Annotated in this window: 15 protein-coding genes; 12 read left to right on the top strand and 3 right to left on the bottom strand. The window is 43.7% G+C overall.

All coding sequences use genetic code 11. The annotated features are described in order from the left end of the window. The 6 genes from ACJAYR_RS08465 to ACJAYR_RS08440 all read left to right on the top strand — a co-directional run. A partial coding sequence (locus ACJAYR_RS08465) for a VCBS domain-containing protein (RefSeq protein WP_415236198.1) occupies positions 1-3,566 on the top strand: 3,566 nt, incomplete at its 5' end. A gap of 183 nt (positions 3,567-3,749) precedes the next feature. Then, positions 3,750-4,355, top strand: coding sequence for an acyltransferase (locus tag ACJAYR_RS08460; protein WP_415236197.1), 606 nt, complete (start codon positions 3,750-3,752; stop codon positions 4,353-4,355). Continuing rightward, entirely contained in the window at positions 4,340-5,686 is a 1,347-nt protein-coding gene (locus tag ACJAYR_RS08455; protein ID WP_415236196.1) for a glycosyltransferase, read from the top strand. Before ACJAYR_RS08460 ends, ACJAYR_RS08455 begins: the two co-directional genes overlap by 16 nt. A 55-nt stretch (positions 5,687-5,741) precedes the next feature. Next, a complete protein-coding gene (locus tag ACJAYR_RS08450) occupies positions 5,742-7,064 on the top strand; it encodes a hypothetical protein (protein ID WP_415236195.1) in 1,323 nt (440 codons plus the stop codon). A 61-nt stretch (positions 7,065-7,125) separates the two neighbouring features. Then, complete coding sequence (locus tag ACJAYR_RS08445; RefSeq protein ID WP_415236194.1) at positions 7,126-8,169, top strand: lipid II:glycine glycyltransferase FemX; 1,044 nt, start codon at positions 7,126-7,128, stop codon at positions 8,167-8,169. Positions 8,170-8,186: 17 nt separating this feature from the next. Next, a complete protein-coding gene (locus ACJAYR_RS08440; protein WP_415236193.1) occupies positions 8,187-8,936 on the top strand; it encodes a polysaccharide deacetylase family protein in 750 nt (249 codons plus the stop codon). Here ACJAYR_RS08440 and ACJAYR_RS08435 read toward each other — a convergent pair whose 3' ends face one another. Genes ACJAYR_RS08435 through ACJAYR_RS08425 form a run of 3 tightly spaced genes read right to left on the bottom strand, consistent with a single transcriptional unit; the run spans position 8,937 to position 13,229 of the window. Then, positions 8,937-10,265, bottom strand: coding sequence for a hypothetical protein (locus ACJAYR_RS08435; protein WP_415236192.1), 1,329 nt, complete (start codon positions 10,263-10,265; stop codon positions 8,937-8,939). It abuts the gene before it with no gap. A gap of 35 nt (positions 10,266-10,300) precedes the next feature. After that, the gene (locus ACJAYR_RS08430) at positions 10,301-12,571 is read right to left on the bottom strand and encodes a GNAT family N-acetyltransferase (protein WP_415236191.1); all 2,271 of its coding nucleotides are present in this window, start codon (positions 12,569-12,571) and stop codon (positions 10,301-10,303) included. A 1-nt stretch (position 12,572) separates the two neighbouring features. Next, a complete protein-coding gene (locus ACJAYR_RS08425) occupies positions 12,573-13,229 on the bottom strand; it encodes a hypothetical protein (RefSeq protein ID WP_415236190.1) in 657 nt (218 codons plus the stop codon). A gap of 277 nt (positions 13,230-13,506) precedes the next feature. Between ACJAYR_RS08425 and ACJAYR_RS08420 the strand changes: the two genes are divergently transcribed. Genes ACJAYR_RS08420 through ACJAYR_RS08395 form a run of 6 tightly spaced genes read left to right on the top strand, consistent with a single transcriptional unit; the run spans position 13,507 to position 19,396 of the window. Next, the gene (locus tag ACJAYR_RS08420) at positions 13,507-14,448 is read left to right on the top strand and encodes a glycosyltransferase family 2 protein (protein WP_415236189.1); all 942 of its coding nucleotides are present in this window, start codon (positions 13,507-13,509) and stop codon (positions 14,446-14,448) included. Between the two features lie 4 nt (positions 14,449-14,452). Beyond that, positions 14,453-15,679 (top strand): GNAT family N-acetyltransferase, encoded by a 1,227-nt coding sequence (locus ACJAYR_RS08415; RefSeq protein ID WP_415236188.1) that lies wholly within the window; start codon positions 14,453-14,455, stop codon positions 15,677-15,679. Further along, a complete protein-coding gene (locus ACJAYR_RS08410) occupies positions 15,679-17,163 on the top strand; it encodes an oligosaccharide flippase family protein (RefSeq protein ID WP_415236187.1) in 1,485 nt (494 codons plus the stop codon). Before ACJAYR_RS08415 ends, ACJAYR_RS08410 begins: the two co-directional genes overlap by 1 nt. A gap of 43 nt (positions 17,164-17,206) precedes the next feature. Then, positions 17,207-17,692 (top strand): UDP-N-acetylglucosamine--LPS N-acetylglucosamine transferase, encoded by a 486-nt coding sequence (locus ACJAYR_RS08405; RefSeq protein WP_415236186.1) that lies wholly within the window; start codon positions 17,207-17,209, stop codon positions 17,690-17,692. Then, a complete protein-coding gene (locus ACJAYR_RS08400) occupies positions 17,689-18,186 on the top strand; it encodes a glycosyltransferase (RefSeq protein WP_415236185.1) in 498 nt (165 codons plus the stop codon). The genes ACJAYR_RS08405 and ACJAYR_RS08400 overlap by 4 nt, the downstream gene beginning before the upstream one ends. Before the next feature lie 7 nt (positions 18,187-18,193). Continuing rightward, a complete protein-coding gene (locus ACJAYR_RS08395; protein ID WP_415236184.1) occupies positions 18,194-19,396 on the top strand; it encodes a glycosyltransferase in 1,203 nt (400 codons plus the stop codon). Positions 19,397-19,610: the final 214 nt, after the last annotated feature.

The following is a 19,610-nucleotide window of genomic DNA, read 5'->3' as shown; positions in this document are numbered from 1 at the left end:
GCAATTGGAGCTATGCCGCTGTAAACAGCGCGGCCATTCAGGCCCTGGATACCGGCGATACGCTGACAGAAACCTTCACGGTCATGACAGCCGATGGCACCGAGCACGATATTCAAGTGACTCTCAACGGTTTGGATGAGGCACCTGTTGTTGAGGTGCCACAACAAACAGAGGAAGAACTTTTATCCGGTGCAGCGGCTGAGTTCGGAGGCCCTCAGAATTTTGGTCGAGGTGCCGAACTGAATGGTATGGACAGCTTTACGATTAGTGCCACATTTGAGCTGGATACTCTCTCTGGAGGAACGCAGTCTCTGGTCTGGAATACGCAGCAGTATGGTCTGATCCTAAGTGGCGATAATCTATATGTTTACCTGCGCGATACGGGCGGCCGTATGGATGTCGCAGTTGTCGCAGATGCGTTTGATCAAACTGGATGGCATGATGTCCAGGTTGTCGTGGATCAAGCTGCCGGTTCTCTGAATGTTTATGTTGATGGGGCGGTTGCCTACACTGGATCCAGCGAAGCGATTGCGTTGACGAATTCACCAAGTTCAGATGTCTTTGCTGGGCAAACCCAATGGGGCCATTCATTGCAGGGTCAACTTGCTGATGTCTCTATCGTCGGAGAAGCCTTGGATGTGGACGGCAGCCAGACTTTATCTGAACGCATGTATGCGATGGACGAAGGGGATTTGGCCTCTCAGCTGGCAGCGGTTGCACCAACTCCGGACCCAGAGCCAGAGCCAGAACCAATACCAGAAAATACAGCAGCAGAGATTTCGGGCGATACAGCCGCGAGCGTCGCGGAAGACGGAACGCTTGCCACTTCTGGAAAACTGAATGTAACTGATGTTGATGCTGGCGAGAGCAATTTTCAGGCGGGGACACTGGCGGGCGCATATGGTGTGCTTGTCATTAGTGCCGATGGTAGCTGGAGTTATGCAGCGAATGACAGCGCGCAGATACAGGCCTTGGATGTCGGAGATACATTGACCGATACGTTTACGGTTCAATCTGCGGACGGGACCGAACAGACAGTAACAATCACCATCGATGGCGCAGAAGATGCAGCGGTTATTACAGGAACCGATACGGGATCTGTGACCGAAGATGCTTCGATGAGCACCAGTGGCAAGTTGAATGTCAGCGATGCAGATCAGGGTGAAAGCTTTTTCCAGGCAGATGAATTGGCCGGTGATTACGGTTCCTTCTCAATCGATACCAACGGAAACTGGAACTACACCGCGACAGACAGTGCGCAACTCCAAGCCCTCAATGTCGGCGACCATGTTACTGAAAGCTTCTCTGTTTTGAGTGCCGATGGCACGCAGCATACGGTGGATGTGACGGTTAATGGCGCAGATGAAGTGGTCGTTACACCGCCTACAGGCGAGGTTGTTGAGGTTGGAAGCATTGCTGAGCTGGTTGCGGCGATGGAAAATGCGGTAGGCGGAGAGACAATTAAGTTACGCCCAGGCGATTATGAGCCTTTTACATTAGACGGTTTTGTTTTCCCTGAAAATGTTACTCTTACTTCGGCTGATCCAAATAACCCGGCGCATTTAGAGAACCTTATTTTAAAGAATTCTACAAACATTACATTTGAGAATCTTACTTTCCATTCAGAAGATGCTCCTTATGGATCGTGGGGAGAATTTCTATTCACAATTACGCATAGCTCGAACATTGACATTAAGAACAATCACTTTGGCAATGACAGCCCAACGGCCCATGCAGACAATTTCATTGGTTTAACCGTAAAAAATTCTGATGGGATTGATGTAACAGATAATGAATTTACTAATCTTGGAAATGGCGCAGGTTTTAGCTATACGCAAAATCTGAATGTTTCGGATAACTATGTTCACAATGTTCGGTCCGATGGATTTGATTTCACAAGTGTTCAGCATGTTGAAGTTATCGGCAATACGATCAAGGATCTTTATCCTACAGGCGGAGATCATTCAGATAATATCCAGTTTACGGGTAATCGGAACATGCCTCCAAATACGGACATTGTTATTCGGGACAATGTAATTGTTCAGGGTAATGGTAATCCTGGGCAGGGTATTTTTATGAAAACTGATCCTGAATCGCCGTTCCAAAATGTAGTGATTGAAAACAACATTGTTTATCAGTCCGCTTACCATGGGATAACGGTGTATAATGCAGACGGATTGACTATTAACCAAAATACAGTCGTTTCACCTCCCGACACACAGCTACCAGTCTGGATTAAGGTTTTTGACGTCCAGAACACTGTTGTTGAAAACAATATAACAAACACAATGGCTGTCGTTGGTGATGATTCGTCGGTTGAATTTATCAATAATATTTTGACTGAAACCAGCAATGCGACCGGTCTACTGCCCTATAGTGAAGTGTTTGCTAATGAACTTGCTCGTTTGACGTCAGATGTAGATGGGTTTTTGGTCAACTCTGAGTTTTCGGCTGGAGCTGAAGTTGCCGTATTTTTGGCGAATGACGAACCCCTGGCGGGCAACACTACGAACAATGACATAAAAGGAACCGGAGAAGCAGATATAATTTACGGTTTCTCTGGAGAAGACACCTTGAATGGAGAAGGCGGTGACGACACTCTCTACGGCGGAAACGGTGATGATCAATTGATCGGTGGAAGCGGTGATGATGTTCTCGTTGGTGGAAACGGAGCTGACATTCTTGTGGGCGGAGAAGGGCAAGACTTATTCTTATTCTCTGACAGAAAACAATCTGCTCCAGGTGAGCAAAACCGCGATAGCATTCAAGATTTTAATGCTACTGGAGAGGATAAAATATCCCTCGAAGGATTAATTACTGGAGAGTTTGATTTTATCGGAAGCGCAGAGTTTAGTGCGCCGGCCTCCACCGAAAGCGTCGATGCTCAATTGACAAATGTAGCGGGTGATTTCGGAGCTGGGGTTGTGAACCTTGGTTATGGGGATCAGTTTTTCGGTATGACTGATTTGACTGTAAGCGCCACCTTTGAATTGAACAGCTTATCAGGTGGAAAGCAGGCAGTTGTTTTCAATCATAAACAATACGCTATCAAGGTTGTTAATGACGATATGCAGATCATGATGCGCAAAGTGGATGGTACTCAGGATACCATTAATATCGGCAATGTTTTAAGCGAAACTGGATGGCATGATACGCAGCTGGTTTTGGATAGTAGCGCGGGTACTTTGGAGCTATGGCTAGATGGCGCCGTTGTGTATTCAGGGTCAAGTGCAGGATATCAAATTGGCGATGATGCCAGTCTTGATTTGACCGCTGGCGGATTGCTTTGGGGTGAAGAGCTCGATGGGCAAGTTGCAGATGTCACTATTTTGGACAAGGTAATAGATTTTTCTTCGGAAAATACTGTGCTGGACCGCATGTACATGATTGACGAATATGATGAGTTTATTGGAATTGACCGGACGACAGGAAACGGTCAGGCGCGCTTCGATGAAGAGACGCAACTGCTTTCCATTGACCTTGATGGTGATTTGGAAGCTGACATGGAAATGGAGCTGGTTGGTGTATCTCTTCAGGATCTCGATAATTCGGACTTTTTAATCTAATATATTTTCATCTATCCAGAATAAAGGGCAGTGTTCGCTGAAAGGCAACAGTGCCCTTTATTTTGTGCGCAACTGATTTTTTTCAGGTGCTTTCCTGCCTGTTATTATGTTTGATAGCTTAACGTTTCAGAAACGTCACTGAATTAAACATACATAATAGAAAACAGGAAGAAAAACTGGGTAATGGAAAGCTTAGCGCGGTCACAGAGATCATTCTTTTCGAGGGTACTGACGAAAATTGATCGGCTTTTCTCATCTCTTTTTCGAGGAAGGCGGTTCGCTCAGTTTGGTGCCGGCAGTTATGTTGGCAAGCCGTTTATTTTATCTGGCCTTGATGCGGTAAAAGTCGGACGTAAAGTCACCATTTGGAAAATGGCTCGAATTGAAGCCTTAAAAACATCTCCTTCCTCTATTGTGCTGAACATAGGAGATGAAACGGTTATCCATCCATTTGTGCATATTGCGGCAGCACACTCTGTCGAGATTGGAAAAGAGTGTTTGTTTGCTTCCGGTGTTTATATTAGTGATCATGATCATAACTGGCAGGACGTAAATACCCCTACCTTAAAAAAACCAGGATTAACCGTAGGCGCCGTGAAAATTGGAGATGGGGTTTGGCTGGGTGAGAGAGCAATGATTCTAAAAGGGGTCACAATAGGAGAAGGGTCTGTAATCGCCGCAGGTTCCGTTGTGTCAAAGGACATTCCAGCCAGGTGTGTCGCCGGGGGAGTACCTGCTAAAGTTCTGAAAATTTGGGATGATAAATTAGAGGAATGGGTGAAGGCGTGAAGAAGAAGCTTCTAATAATAGCCTATTTTTTTCCTCCGATCGGTGGCGCGGGTGCGCAGAGGCCGACTAAATTTGCCAAATATCTTGCAAAAGATGGATGGGACGTCACTGTCCTCACCAAAGAACAAATAGATGAGGGGAACCGCTGGGAACCTAAAGACTTATCTTTGTTTGATGATGTGGATGATGAGGCAGGCCAAATATCTGTAATCCGGATCCCTGAAAAGGGGAAAACTACTGGCCAGTTTACCATTGATCCTTTTGAAAGTTGGGCCCTTTCCGCTGGGAAATATACTCTAGAGCTGCTCGATAAAGATCATTTTGATGCTGTCTTTATTACGATGTCGCCTTTCTCCTTAACCATTGCGGCAGAAAATATTAGAAAGGGATCATCAGTTCCAGTGATACTGGATTTACGCGATCCATGGATACTAGATGGATGGACACCTCAAAAAACATATCTGCATTGGCTGCTCAATTACCGTAAAATGAGCCACGCTTTAGTGAACGCGAGCGGTGTGGTTGCAAACACTGAGGAGGCGGGTAAGCTTTTTTTAGAGAACTTTGAACAGTTGGATGAGAAAAAGTTGTGTGTCATCGAAAACGGTTTTGATGAAGAGGATTTTACCAGCCCACTAGAAACCTCCGAAGGCGGCGCGCCAAAAAAGACTTTTACTTTAATGTTTTCGGGTTCTTTATGCACCCAACCCAAAGTGAATTTGTCTAGTCCGAAAGATATTGTGAAACATTTGCTGCGATATTCGCCTGAGAAAATTGATCCGTCCGGTCGTACCCTTATTCATTTGCTCAAAGCAGTCGAGATCTTGAAAAGTAGAAATGAACCGCTTGCCAAAATTCTGAAAATTGAATGTTTAGGATTGGCGACAGAGATGGACCGGGAATCTGTTGAGGCTTCTCAGGTTGGCAATATCGTCACATTTTGTGGTTATATTCCGCATGATCAAGCGGTTAAGAAAATTAGATCTGCAGATGGATTGTTTCTACCGCTGCATGGTGCAGCGAGTTCATGCCGAAGTAGAATTGTACCGGGAAAAACATACGAATATATGGCCACGGGCTTACCCATATTAGGGTGCTTGCCAGAAGGAAATGCTCGAGAGCTTATCGGGAAGTATGACGGGGGATTTGTAACGGATCCCTTAAATCCAGAGGAAATCGCGGATCAATTGATAGAGCTGTGGCAGTTTTCTGGAAGCGGAAAACGTACCCCAGAAGCAAATAACTGGATATACACTTATGAGAGGAAAACCCTTACAAAAAAACTTGCGGTTTTTCTTAAGAAAATTATTCAGGAAAACTCAAATGAGTAGTTTGGCGATTACAATGGCGAGGGTCTCGTTCAAGCTTTTTAAGGGCGGTGTTTAGATGGCGACACTTGATTGGGCAAATCAAACGACGGCGCACCCTGTCGGTCTCGGTCTAATGGCAGTGTGTGCCGGGGCTACTCTTGTAGTCCGGCGGGAGTATGCCATTTTCCCTCTGCTGATCATGATTATGGCGATCCCAAGTGCGCAACGGATTGTTGTCGCTACAATTGATTTCAGTTTTATTCGAATTCTCGTTATGGCTGCTCTCTTTAGGGCGTTTATGAGGAAGGAGCAACTGGGTCTAACGCGCCAAACACCGGACATTGCAATAATATTCTGGATGGTTTGGGGAATTTTTTCCTATGGACTTCTCTTCGGGACTGTTTCTGCCTTTATAACCCGAACAGGTTTTATGTTGGACGCTGTCGGATCCTATTATCTTGGGCGAATATATGTACGAAATGTCGTGGATTTAAAGCGCGTAATGGTATTTTTAGGCATCGCGTCTATTCCCATGTTTATGTTTTTCTCAATTGAGCGAGCAACGGGACAAAACTTGTTTTCCATTTTTGGGGGAGTACCAAAATATACTCTGATTAGGGACGGTCGTTTGCGTTGTCAGGGGCCTTTTTCCCATCCAATTATGGCAGGTGTTTTTTGGGCGGTATTGTTGCCTTGGCTTGGATCTTTCTGGATTACAAAACAAATTCCAAAAATTCTCTTGATTACGTTCGCGGTATGCTTTCTAGGCATCGTATTAAACTCTGCGTCGTCAACACCTGTCATGTCGGTGGTTTTCGTTGTGATTGGAATGGGTTTCTATTTGTTTAGGGGATATTTAACGCAGATTAGATGGTTGGCTTTTTTCACATTGATCGCCTTGCATATGGTGATGCAAAAACCAGTTTGGCATTTGATTTCTAGAATTGATATCACTGGAGGTTCAACAGGTTGGCATCGTTATTATTTGATAGACCGGTCGATCGCTCATTTCCATGAATGGTGGTTGTTCGGTGTCCAGTCAACAGCCCATTGGGGGCGCGGCCTGCAGGATGTTACGAACCAGTTTATCTTGGAAGGGGTTAGGAGTGGTGCTTTTGGGCTTATTCTTTTCTGCTTGTTCATATACACGCTCTTCAAGCTTTATGGGCGTAGTATCAAAGCCGCAAGACAAAAAAGTGACAGATGGATTATGTGGGGTGCTGGGGTTATCCTCTTTGTTCATTGTATGAACTTTCTCGCGGTCTCATATTTTGGTCAAATGCAAAATGCTTTTTATCTGCTTTTGGGAGCTTCCGTGAGTATTGGTGCGACGATTATTCAGCGGACAAAAAAAATGAAAAGGCAGGAAGCAATCATCGCGCAGGAGCGGCTTGCTTGAGGGCTTTAGTGGTCGATCATTAAAATGAACATTAATAATTGTTTTGCGAATTGAAAGATAAATGACGGATCTAAGGATTGATTATCTCACCGAAAAAGAATGGAATTTATTCACTAAACTTTTTCTAGATCATAACTATCGTCAATTTTGGGCGTTCGGAAATGAAAGCGCTAAACGATTAGGTGCCAAAAGTGAATATGTTGGTATTTACTTTAAGGATGCACTTATCGGAATGACCAATGTCAGGATTAAGAAGATACCACTGTACCCAACAGGAATCGCTTATATCAACGGTGGCCCGATACATTTCAAACATCAAAATGCCGAAGAAAGCCTTGAGAAATTCGAGTTTTGCCTAAAAGCGCTTACAGCAGAATATGTTACGCAACGAAACTTGGTTTTACGGGTGAAATGTTCGATTTTTGATGAAGAAGGGAATGCAGCGAGGGACAGGGTTTTTCAGCAAAATAAATTCAGACAAATTCAGCCAGAAGATCGTTATAGAACTTTTTTGGTGGACGTGTCGAAAAACGAAGACGAAATTAGGGCATCTTTGCACGGAAAATGGCGCAACCAACTGAATCGCGCGGATAAAAATGATTTAACAGTTTTATCTGGAACCGGAAGCGACTTGTTCGAGACTTTTGAAAAGCTCTTCGAACAGCTTAAAGAAAAAAAGGGATTTAGCGTTGCGCTTGACGTTGATTTTTATGAAAAAACTCAAACTAAGCTTCCAGAGCATGAAAAGTTCTTGGTTCAAGTTGCACTAAAAAACAATGAAGTCCTGTCAGCCCACGTGGGAAGCTATGTTGGGAACACAGCGGTTTATTTGTTAGGTGCGTCTAACCCGAAAGGCAATGAGCTAAAAGCGTCTTATCTTCTACAATGGCACGCTATTCGAAATGCGAAAAAGTTGGGTTGCGACTGGTATGACTTAGGCGGAGTAGATCCAGCAGGCAATAAAGGTGTTTATCATTTTAAAAAGGGGTTTAAAGGCGCGGATGTAACGGCTGCGGGCCCATATCAAGCGGGAAGTATTATGAATGTATGCATCGTTAGTATGGCAGAAAGAGCGTATCGCTTTCTCTTAAAGTTAAGATCTTAAGTTTGGTGATATTATAAATGATAAATTTTTTTAATAAGGTTTCTCGGAAGATCAGCCGATATCTGGCGCGTATTTCACCTGTGAAAACATCGACGCAGGTTTTTAACTCTCCAATAGTCAGTTTTACATTTGATGATTGCGCTAAAAGCGCCATCACCAGGGGCGCTAAAATTCTCGAAAGCGAAGGGATCTGTGGTACTTATTATGTTTGTGGAGGCCTGACCGACAAGCTCGAAAACAACACAATCTGTCACAGTTTAGAAGATCTAACGGGCTTGAAGGCGAAAGGCCACGAGATCGCGTCTCATCTGTTTAATCATGTGCGCTGCGAAGAGCTAACCGCAGATGAAATCAGAGAACAGTTCTCTAAAAGCAAAGAGTTTCTATCGCAGTTCGGTTTGGTACCTAATCGGACTAATTTTTCTTATCCCTTTGGATCAATAAATATGCGGGCCAAAAAAGAAGCAGCTCGTGAATTTGCTACGGCGCGGGGTATCGCCAGCGGTATAAACGTCTCCAAAATTGACCTGGCCTGTTTGAAAGCCAACGCGTTGTATGCGGATGATGTTTCAAGGGGCGTCATTACAGAGTTGATTGATCAGACAATTCGTCATTCGGGCTGGCTCATATTTTATACTCACGATGTTGATGAAAACCCAACAAAATATGGTATTACGCCTGAGCTCCTTAAGTTTGCTGCAGAATACGCAAAAAATAAAGGGTGCAGTATTCGACCAATCTCCGATGTTGTAGAGCAATACTTCTAGTTATTGGACCGGGGAGTATTGGAAAGCGCCAACGTCACTCCTTTCTGATTTGGGCCTGGGACGACCTTTAATATCAGATTGTGTTTTGAACAGCATATTTGCCTTTTTTCGGGCTGGACTGTTTTCTTTTAGGTTGAAGTTAAAATTCTCAGGATCTTGAAAAATTTCGGTTTTATTTGAAATTTGTAGATTGCTATGTCTGAAGACCCCGGGAATCTTTTTCCCAAATGAAGCCGCAATGTTATTAGCGATAACAGATCCGGAAGACGCCATTCCTTTTTTATGATTAAATATTTTGATACTTGCGGGCCCCGGTTTTCGGTCGTTAGGATCGATAACAGTGTTATGAATTATTCGGACGTTTTTCGCCCCCATAACTGTTATGCCGTGCCAGTGGTCAACAACGACTAAATTGTTTTCGATGATCCAGTTTTCATACATTCCATCAAAAAGGCCGATCCCTTGCATTGCACAGGTAAATTTGGCGTTTGGATTGTCAGATCCGATAAAAGTGTTTCCTCTTAATACCACGTTAGAGATTGTTCCTCGTCCCGTTCGTCCATTGGGACCACTGGACCAGGACTGAAAGCCATCATCATGATTTTGATCTACTTTGATGCAGTTTTTTACGGTATTGCCTTCGAACAACAAATTGTTCGCCAACCCCCTCATTCCATCTGCTGAAAACTGTTCGATAACGTTGTTTTTTACAACAGACTTCTCGCCCATCACGGTTATTCCGTTTCCAACATTGGTAAGTTGATTGTTTGAGATGCTCACGTTTCTTCCGCTGGAACGAATTCCGTCGGAAGCTTTTTCATGCCAGTCTTTTTGGGACCATTGTGACGCGTCAGGAATAGACTGAATATTGAGATTCGTCAGCGAAATAGAGCTGCTCTTTTTGTCAATGAGGACAAGTTTGGTTTTCTTGTAGTCTTTCGCAAGAGATCCGTTGATTTTGAGATTTTGGAGTATCCAGTTTTGGCTTGAATTTATCAGAATACTGCTGAATTCAGCTTTCTCGCCTTCGACCGATGTTATTGTAACCGGGCTCTTATTTTTACGGTTCTTTATCGTTAGTGTTCCGTAATTTCCTCCCGACAATATGAGTGTGTCTCCCGACTCCAGAATGTTTTTTGACATTGCTTTTTTGAGCGTGGACCAAGGATTTTTCTGGCTTCCATTCTCGTCAGTGGATGGAGCGCGATGTATATCAACATAAATATTTTTAGCGGTAACATTTGTTGCTAACAAAATGATTAGCATGGCAATCAGAATAAAGATCCTCAGTGACAAGATATTTTTCTGCATTAGCTTAATATTTGGCATTTGACCTCTTTCGCGATTTACCTGACGATCACAGCTTATCTGCGTAGAATGCGTTTGATAATTTCTTTTGCTCTAGTCTTTAGATATCCCGGGAAATGCAGTGCGCGGTTTGTCACGGTAAAATGTTCGGAGACGCGCTTTACTTCTACCGGTGAGAATTCTCCCTTATATTTGTAAATATAATAGTGAGAGTCGTCAGAGGTTACAGTTGAATCGTATCCTTCTAAGTCAAATCTCTTGCATCCGGATTTTTTCGCCCATTTCATACCTTCTAGCCATAGTAATGGGGAGATTCTAAGATTTTTAAGCTCTTTAAGCTTTTCAGTATCACCTGCAAAATGACGTCCATGGGCTGTGACGTTACTTCTATATATTTGCAATCCTGCGACCACAGTTTTTTCATGCAAGGCACATAAAACGATCCCATTCTCACCTTTTTTGTAAAAATTTTCAAACGAGAACGCCATGCGCTGTGGGTCTAACTCCGAAAGGTGACGACTTTGTCTAAGGTTGTTTAATAGTGCAAGAAATTCGAGATATGTCGACTTGTCGGTAATTGGTTGTACGGTGATTTCCTGCCTTTCGGCCCGTCGGGTTTCTCTGCGTGCACTTTTTGAAAAGGAGGCGAAAATTTCATCTTCACTTCTCGTTAAATCAACAATGCCGGTTTTGCGGAACGGTTGGGTTTCAGCGGAAGAAAAGCCAGTATCCTTTAAAATTCGGCGGGCGATTATTGCATCTTCTTCTAGCCAATAAGGGGAAACGTTCAAGCGGCCAACATTCTTAAAAATAGTCTGTTTCTTTAGGTTATTGATAAACGAACTAAAATCATCTTCATTATTAACGATCGGTCCACTAAGTATATTGGCTTGCGAGAATTTATTGTTAAAAATCCGGCTGGGAACAAGGGAGGCTAATGCAACTGCGCTAATCGTGTTTTCTTTTCTACCAATTATGAAGTAGCAGGTGTTTCCTTCCTCTTTCTCAATATTTGCAAATACTGGAAGTTGCCTAGGATGCTGATTTTTGGAGTTCTCCAAAAAACCTTCCCATTCAATTTGTAACGGCCCGTCGAGAGACTCGAAGCATTCAATTTGCATGTTTTTACCTGTCGGAAGAAAAGCGGGTGCTGCCTTTAGGTCTTTTAGAATAAATTCAAGCGTCTCAACCATGTAGTCTATTTGTTCGCTATCAAGGTATTGATGAATAGGAAGCGAGACTATATGGTTCTTTAAAAAGCATGCTGATTTTTGGTCCTGCCAATCTAACCGAGAATGGTAACCTGACCACCAGGGAGTTGCTGCGATACCCGCGACGTTTAATGCTTCACAAACAGAACTTTGCTTATCCACAAGTATAGGGAATGAAAGAGGACAGGTTTCTGATGATATTTCAGAAAACAATGGAGACATTCCCCTCAAGTCTTTTGTCTTTTTCGCAAAATATTCGAAGTTCTGCTTTCGCTTTGCCCTTGCACGGTCAGGATCATAGCGTTCCAATAGTGCTTTTGTGATGCTACTGATTTTTGAGTTGTTAAAAGCTGTTCTGTAGTAATAGTGCTGAGGCATGTCTGGAAAATCAGCTTGATCTTTTGCAGAGGAAATATTCGGCTCTTTGGCGTCAGGCTTTAATTTAGCTATGAATTTAGAGTAGAGGTTCTTGCCTATGAGAGTTTGCAAACCAGCTCTGACCAAAGCTTTTTCTACAAATAATTTGGGAAGAGAATTTTTGAAATGCGTTGAGATAGCATTTGTATTATCGACGAGTGCACCTCCCCCGATTGAAGGAAAGAACTTGTAGAAACAAAATATCGAATAAGCGCCAAAACTTCCTGCAGGGCGGCCATTGAGTTCGGAAAAAAGAGATAATGCGCAATCTTCTATTACAACAGCGCCTATCTGTTCAGCGTATTCACAGATTTCCGCTATATTTGGTTGAACAATGCCAAAATAGTGAATGATGTAAATCGCTTTTGTCTTTTCACTTGTCTTAGCCTTTATGTCTTCCAGAGAGATACTTGTATCTATATTGACATTGTATAAAACGATCTTTGCACCAGCCTTTATGGCAGGATCAACCTCCGATCCGCAATTAAACGAAGGCATCAAAATCTCGTCGCCTTCCAGAAAATTTATATGTTTCATGACTTCGAAAATACCGGTCCGGGCATTTGCACAATAATAGACATTTGACCTATTGAATCTGCTTTCCAGGGTTTCCACCACATTCCCTATCGATTTTTTTCTAAGTAAATTAGAAAAGCTAATCGTGGGGTCTTCACAGTTGAGCACTCTCCCAGTTTTCATTTTATAGGATTTCCTGAGCTGGTACTGGAGTTTTCAGTAAATTCATTTGCCGTTTACCAGAGCGCTTATACTCTGCCACATATCCAAGATAGCTCCATCCCATTCGAGCAAGCGAGGATTGCGTAGTTGTGTTGTAATCTCTACAGTTTATGAAAAAGAGAGTAGTCCCAAATTGAGCCCGATGGATCATCAATTGCCATAAAAACTTGTCGAAAAGCTTTTTCCCGCGATATTCAGGAAGAACTGTTGTTTGCCACACAAGTTCAGCATTGTCAGGAAGTGGCACAAAGAAATCCTGCGCTTGTTGATTGTTTCTGAGCCAGCCCAATCCTGCTATTTTTCCGTCGATTTCTCCAACAATTAGTTGATACTCGAGATCCGTGAGCCAGCCAAAGTCACCCCAACCAAGATACTCTTGCTCATCTTTTAATCTCGCCAAGACCTCAGCGTCCAAGTCTTCCCAGTTTCGGATAACGCGAAATTTGAGGTCCGGAAACCTAGACTTGTCTTTGTAATCCATGTTGGAAATGTCGAGGGAATAGATGTAATGATGCTTGCTGAACAATGTGTCGCGAACTGATCGGATGAACTGGCGCAAGAATGGAAGCCAGCCTTTTTTCCAGGCAGACTTGAGTAAAATTATTTTTTGTTTTTGCATGCCCAACTCTTTTGTTCTCCGTTGAAAGCGAATGATAACGAGTAAATTTTGGTACAGCTTATAATATGCTGACATCCTATCACGTTTCATTTAATAGAATGAAAGCATCAACAATTTATTACGAATTGTTTCATTTATTTTCCGAACGTTAAGGTGAAATTAAAGTCATTAACGCATTTACTTTGATAAGGTTTTTATAGAAGACGATCAGAAGAGACGTTTAGAAAATCGTATTTGGCTTTGTTTTTTAAATGGCAAATTTTTGAAAGTAATAAAAATGAATCCGGAAGTGTCCGTCATTATTGTTAGCTGGAATGTGAAAGAAATGGTTTTGGATTGCGTCAGAAGTGTGTTGGCGCAGACAAAGGCGACGTGTGAGGTGATTGTCATTGACAACGCCAGCGGTGACGGAACCGTTGAAGCGATATCTGCTGAATTTTCGGGCGTCCGTATTCTTGCCAATGATAAAAATATAGGTTTCGCGGCGGCAAATAATCAGGGGATCGAGATTTCCAAGGGTGACTATATTCTATTGCTAAACCCGGACACGCTCATTGTCGATGATGCCATAGATCAGATGCTTGAATGGATGAAGAAAGATGAAACGGTAGGATGTGGTGGATGCCAGGTTTATGAAGCGGAGGATGTTATTCAAAAAACCTGCTTTAGCGACCCTAGCCCCTGGAACATCTTTCTTGTTCAAACCGGACTTCACAGGTTGACGATTCTGAAAAAAACCCTGGGTAAGCCAGAATATTCATGGTGGGATCGGCGGTCAGAAATGGATGTCGACGTTGTTTCCGGGATGTTTATGATGGTGCCAAAAACGGTGATCGATAATATCGGACCAATGGATGACGCTTTCTTTGTTTATTCTGAAGAGGCCGATTGGTGCCGACGGATTCGAAAGGGTGGATATCGGTGCGTTTTTACACCTATTGCAAAAATCATTCATCGGGACGGCGGGAATAAAAGCACCTATCAAATTCGCCCAAAAATGTATGTACAATTGCAAAAAAGCCAACTTATTTATGCACGCAAGCACTACGGCTTGCTAGGATATATATTAGTAAAATCTCTGTATCTGGCTGCAATGTCAACGAGGGTATTGAGTTTTGGCCTCTTATCCTTGCTGTCAGCAAACGACCGGTTTAAAGGGAACGCTTCTCTTGCGCTTAAAGCAATACAATTCCATTTGTTTTCCAAGGAACCGGTGTAAGTTGATGGATAAAGATATCAATTTGCCGGGAATAAAGTCGAACGCTGGTTTGTCGGTGAAAGTATTACGATCTCGTTCGGATTTGAAGGCGCATTGCTCGCAATGGGATGAGTTTGTCGAAAAAAACGGGAGTGATATATATTTTACCGTCGACTGGCTTCAAACATGGCTGGAGTTCTACGGAGCAAATTCTGAAATTTATTGCTTTCTAATATATAGCGATCATCAAGTGGTCGCGGCAGTGCCGTTGGGGGTTGATAAACTTGGTTTTGGCCCATTTTCAATTCGCCTAGCTCGATTGCTTGGGGCGTATGGCACGATAGCGGTCTTTAATCTTGCAATTTCACCTGGTTTTGAAAAACAGGTTTTGGAGAGTGTGACTGAATATTTGACAGAAGCAAATTGTTGCGACTGCATATCAATGTCTCCGTTATCAGGGCAGTCAGGGTTTAGTCAATTTTTAGCCTCGGAACAAGCTCAATCCGGTCACGCATGGAAGATGGAAATATCAAATATAGGTCTTCACACTCTGTTTGAGCTTCCGGAGAGTTATGATCAATATCTTGGATCTTTGGGAAAGAGTAAGGGGAAGAAAATTCGATATGAAGAGCGCCTACTTTCCAAAAACTTTGATGTTGTAAATCGGGCCATCGACGGACCAGAGGCTAATGAATATTTTAATACGTTCGTCGAGTTGCATACCAAGTTATGGAATGAGCAAGGAAAACTTGGCCATTTTGGAGATTGGCCGCAAAGTTTGGAATTTAATCGAGCGTTAATTCGAAAATTTAGTCTAAAAGGAAAGGTCAAATTTTATGAGCTATCAACTGATGGCAGACCGCTCTCTATAGGATATAGCTATGAGTTTGGCAAAACGTCTCATAATCGGTTAACAGCCAGAGATACAGATCCAAAATTAAAAAAATTTGGCCTAGGTCGGTTGGGTTACGTCAAAATTTTACAATTGCTTATTGAAGAAGGAAAACGAATAGAGGAAACAGGGCCCGGGCATTACGACTACAAAGTTTCAATTGGCGGTAAAGAGTATCAAATGATGCGTTTGCTGATTGCTAGAAACTCGGTCTTATCAAAAGCAAAAACGAAAATTTACCAAAAATTGTATGATGGTCTCAATTTTCTATATTATCGGGTTTGGTTTTTAAAAATCTCTCCTAAGATTTTCAAAACAAATGCCCCTCTATGGTCTTTTTGGATTCGGGCTAAACTCTAATGTCGATTGAGTCAGGAAAAGCACTTAGTTGGTCCTTTGTGATGAATATTTCGTCGTTGGGGATCAATGCAGGCTTAATGTTTGTGCTTGCCGCGATCCTTGGTCCTGAGAATTTTGGTATTGTTGCCATTTCCAGCATATTTTTGTTTTTCTTACAGATATTGGGTGGGCAGTTTTTTATAGCTGTTCTTATTCAAAGGGACGTTCTGGAAGAAGAACATATCGACACGGTATTCTGGCTGAGTTCTTGTTGGTGCGTGCTGATGGCTTGCCTGGCAGCTTTATTGGCCGATTTCTGGGCGGGCGTGAACCGCACCCCTGAAGTTGCGCCTGTTATTATGGCCCTTGCCCCATTGGTCCTAATCAAAGGATTGGCAATCGCTCCACGGGGGTTGCTCTTAAGAAAATTGGATTTCAAACATACGACTATCGCCGTTGTTATAAGTTCTCTTTGTGGTGGCATTGGGGGTATTTATTTTGGACTATCAGGATATGGCGTCTGGGCACTTGTTATTCAGCAGTGGATATTAGAGATTGTCTTACTAAGCCTTGTTTGGTTTTTCTCTCGCTTCAGGCCACATTTTAGATTTTCAAAAAGACACTTGATCGATGTTCTTCCATTCGCTCGTGGTGCCTTTTTAAACGAATTGGGAGGTTTCGCTCAATCACGATCAGAGGCAATTTTACTTGGCATTTTGTTTGGACCGGTTTTAATTGCGCTCTATCGGATCTCGGACAGAATGGTTCAGATCATCACGTCTATTCTTTCAAGGTCTATTGCTTCATTTTTATTGCCGTTCGCGTCCCGACATCAGAATGATGAAGTAAAATTAAAGCAGATTATTGAGCAATGTGTTCGATTGAGTACTGCATTGTCTTTCCCGGTACTAGGGGTGCTGGCGGGAAATGCGCCTCTCGTTTTGGAAATATTGGGATCGGAATGGGCAGTGGCCTGGATCGGTTTGATGCTTTTATGCGTGGTCGGTGCTTTGCAGTCTTTTTCGCTTTTGACCCCTCATCTGTTGCAGGCAATTGGTCGTCCGGGTGTCGGGGCTGCTGTTACTTGGGGCACAGCAGCGACAAGCGTCTGTTCGTTTGTTGTTGTTGCATATTACGTGCAATCGGAATCTGTTCAGTTCCAGCTGGCGGCAGTATCTGGTGCGCGAGCTCTTGTTTTTTTGCTAATTAACGTTCCAGTAAACTTATTTGTAATAATTTGGGCTGTTGGCTTTAAGGCGAGTTTTCTAGGTAGATTGTTGTTGGGGCCATTAATGTCATTTGTTGTGGGTGCAGGTTCGGGGTATGCACTCGCGCACAACTTTGTTCCGTTAGAATGGCACTGGATTATACGTTTCATTCTATCGGTCGGCGGATCAGGTGTATTGGCGATCGCTACATTGCTCATTATTGATATCAAAGTGCGCGACGTTGCAATTAGGAATTTGAAACATTTTAAACATCGTTTCTTTACAAGAATCAGCTAATGATATTTGAAAGAAAAGTTGATTGTATCGGGAGGGGTGTATTTTGAAAAAAAAGCACGTTTTGGCGATTGCGTCAGCCGGGGGGCATTGGGTGCAGTTGCAGCGTATGCGGCCGGCTTGGGATGGTTGTCAGGTGAGCTATGTGACAACCAAATCCGGGTATTTGGCTCAGGTGCAGACAGATGCGAAAAAACGTCAGCAGAGTGAGCCGGGCTATTACACCGTTACCGATGCAAACCGGTGGCAGAAGCTAAGGTTAATCCGTCAGATCCTGGAGATTTTCTTTTTGCTCGTTCGGTTGCGTCCGGACGTTATCATATCAACGGGCGCTGCTCCGGGTTTTTTCGCGTTGAAATTCGGTAAGATCTTTGGTGCAAAAACTATCTGGGTGGACAGCATTGCCAATGCGGAAGAACTGTCATTGTCCGGGCAAAAAGTAAGGTCCGCCGCGGACCTTTGGCTCACCCAATGGGAACAGTTGTCCGGCGAAGAACCTGAAAAACCAAACTATGCCGGGAGTGTCATATGATTTTCCTGACGGTTGGAACCCAGTTACCCTTTGACCGACTTGTTCGGGCGATGGATGATTGGGCGAAAGGTAATCCCCAGCAGGAAGTGTTTGGACAGATTGCTGACCCCGGGGCCGGCGGATATTATCCGGAATTCTTCGAGTGGCAAAAATTTGTTGAGCCTGATGAATTTGCAATCCGATTTGGGCAATCCAAGATTGTTGTTGCCCATGCGGGTATGGGCTCCATAATTTCGGCACTGACCAACGCAAAACCGATCGTCATAATGCCGCGGTTTGCAAAATTGGGTGAGCATCGAAATGATCACCAATTAGCGACAGCAGATCAATTTCAAAACCGGGTTGGCGTTCGAGTGGCAAAGGAAGAAAGCGCGCTTGGCAGTGCTGTTGATGCTTTGCTTAGTCAGTCATCCGATGGCACAGGGGGGCAGGAAGTAAGCGAATTTGCTGATCCGAAGCTCATTGATGCCGTGCGCCACTTTATTCAAAACTGAGTAATCCATGAACAGAATAGAACAGTCGTCACCTGAGAAGAGCCCTCAAAGGACCGCCCAATTTGACGGCGTCATCTGCTTTGGTGGCGTTGACTGGTGGTATCATAATCGCGGTCACTATGATTTGCAGATGATGCGCGAGTTCAGCCGCCGCGTCCCGGTATTATATGTGAATTCTATTGGTATGAAAGCGCCGAAAGTTGGGGAAGGGGCTATGTTCTTAACGCGGGTTAAGCGCAAACTTAAGAGCCTCTTTCGAGGGCTGGTGCCTATTCGGGAAAATTTCTCAGTTTTTAGTCCGGCCACACTTCCAGGCGGAGGAAGTGGTTGGTTCAGTGCGCTGATCGCCAAGTGGGCATTAGCGTTGCAGGTTAAATATGCGGCGTGGCGCTCCGGTATTAAGCGCCCACTTGTTTGGGTGGCTTGTCCCCCGGCTCAGATCGTTGTCGATAGTCTTAATCCTATAAAGGTCGTCTACCAAAGAACGGACCGCTTTGAGGATTTTGCAGGTGTAAATCCTCGGCGAATTAAGGAGTTTGATGTCCTTTTGAAACAAAGGGCCGATACCGTTCTATTTTGTGCGAGGGAACTTTTTGAGGCAGAGAAGACTGAGAATCCAGGATCATTATTTGTCGATCATGGTGTGGATTTTGACCATTTCGAAAAAGCTGGCGTCGCGTACGATACCTTTAAAACTGAACCTGAGGACTTAGCGGGGATCCCCCATCCGCGCGTTGGTTTTATTGGCGGGATCGATGCTCATACTTTTGATCCTCAGTTGTTTATTGATGTCGCTGTTGCGTTGCCGGACATTTCTTTTGTCATGATCGGCGCTTGCTCGTTGCCGGATAACTGGTGTCCACTTGAGAATGTTCATTTTCTGGGGCAGAGACCTTATGAAAAGGTTGCTGAATATATGGCTGCAAGCGACATTTTGATTATGCCTTGGAACCAGAGTGATTGGATAAAGGCTTGCAATCCTGTTAAGATGAAAGAGTATCTGGCCGTCGGTCGACCCGTTGTTAGTACTTATTTCCCCGAGGTTGAATTTTTTAAAGATCATATTGCCGTGGTCCGGACAGACGCGGACTTTGTCGAAGAAGTGCGTAAGTATCTGAAAGCACCAGGCGATGTAGAGAGCCGGCGAAACAGAGTGAAAGACCATACTTGGGCGTCAAAAGCGGAACAGGTATTCCGTTCAGTAATGTGAAGAAGCCCACCAACAAATAGAATATTATCTGCTAGGCAGGGAGGATCTTGTGTCTTCTTGTTTGTAACCCGTTTTTTCTTAATATCTTTTAAAGCGCATTCTCCTGTGGATTTGTGTAATGTTTACGATGTCTTTATATTATAGTGGTTACTTGGCAGTTGATTACATGGGGAAGTTTTAGCGCAAAAGGGGTTTGCGGTAGAGCTTATCGATA

The organism is Sneathiella sp. (assembly GCF_047631475.1).
GTDB lineage: Bacteria > Pseudomonadota > Alphaproteobacteria > Sneathiellales > Sneathiellaceae > Sneathiella.
This window is presented reverse-complemented; position numbering and strand designations above follow the sequence as displayed.

What these genes read in the sequence shown, in the direction of transcription:
- ACJAYR_RS08450 (WP_415236195.1), top strand. Translation starts at nt 5,742, where the DNA reads ATGGCGACACTTGATTGGGCAAATCAAACGACGGCGCACCCTGTCGGT.
- ACJAYR_RS08420 (WP_415236189.1), top strand. Translation starts at nt 13,507, where the DNA reads ATGAATCCGGAAGTGTCCGTCATTATTGTTAGCTGGAATGTGAAAGAA.
- ACJAYR_RS08445 (WP_415236194.1), top strand. Translation starts at nt 7,126, where the DNA reads ATGACGGATCTAAGGATTGATTATCTCACCGAAAAAGAATGGAATTTA.
- ACJAYR_RS08425 (WP_415236190.1), bottom strand. Translation starts at nt 13,229, where the DNA reads ATGCAAAAACAAAAAATAATTTTACTCAAGTCTGCCTGGAAAAAAGGC.
- ACJAYR_RS08440 (WP_415236193.1), top strand. Translation starts at nt 8,187, where the DNA reads ATGATAAATTTTTTTAATAAGGTTTCTCGGAAGATCAGCCGATATCTG.
- ACJAYR_RS08400 (WP_415236185.1), top strand. Translation starts at nt 17,689, where the DNA reads ATGATTTTCCTGACGGTTGGAACCCAGTTACCCTTTGACCGACTTGTT.
- ACJAYR_RS08460 (WP_415236197.1), top strand. Translation starts at nt 3,750, where the DNA reads ATGGAAAGCTTAGCGCGGTCACAGAGATCATTCTTTTCGAGGGTACTG.
- ACJAYR_RS08430 (WP_415236191.1), bottom strand. Translation starts at nt 12,571, where the DNA reads ATGAAAACTGGGAGAGTGCTCAACTGTGAAGACCCCACGATTAGCTTT.
- ACJAYR_RS08410 (WP_415236187.1), top strand. Translation starts at nt 15,679, where the DNA reads ATGTCGATTGAGTCAGGAAAAGCACTTAGTTGGTCCTTTGTGATGAAT.
- ACJAYR_RS08455 (WP_415236196.1), top strand. Translation starts at nt 4,340, where the DNA reads ATGGGTGAAGGCGTGAAGAAGAAGCTTCTAATAATAGCCTATTTTTTT.
- ACJAYR_RS08395 (WP_415236184.1), top strand. Translation starts at nt 18,194, where the DNA reads ATGAACAGAATAGAACAGTCGTCACCTGAGAAGAGCCCTCAAAGGACC.
- ACJAYR_RS08435 (WP_415236192.1), bottom strand. Translation starts at nt 10,265, where the DNA reads ATGCCAAATATTAAGCTAATGCAGAAAAATATCTTGTCACTGAGGATC.
- ACJAYR_RS08415 (WP_415236188.1), top strand. Translation starts at nt 14,453, where the DNA reads ATGGATAAAGATATCAATTTGCCGGGAATAAAGTCGAACGCTGGTTTG.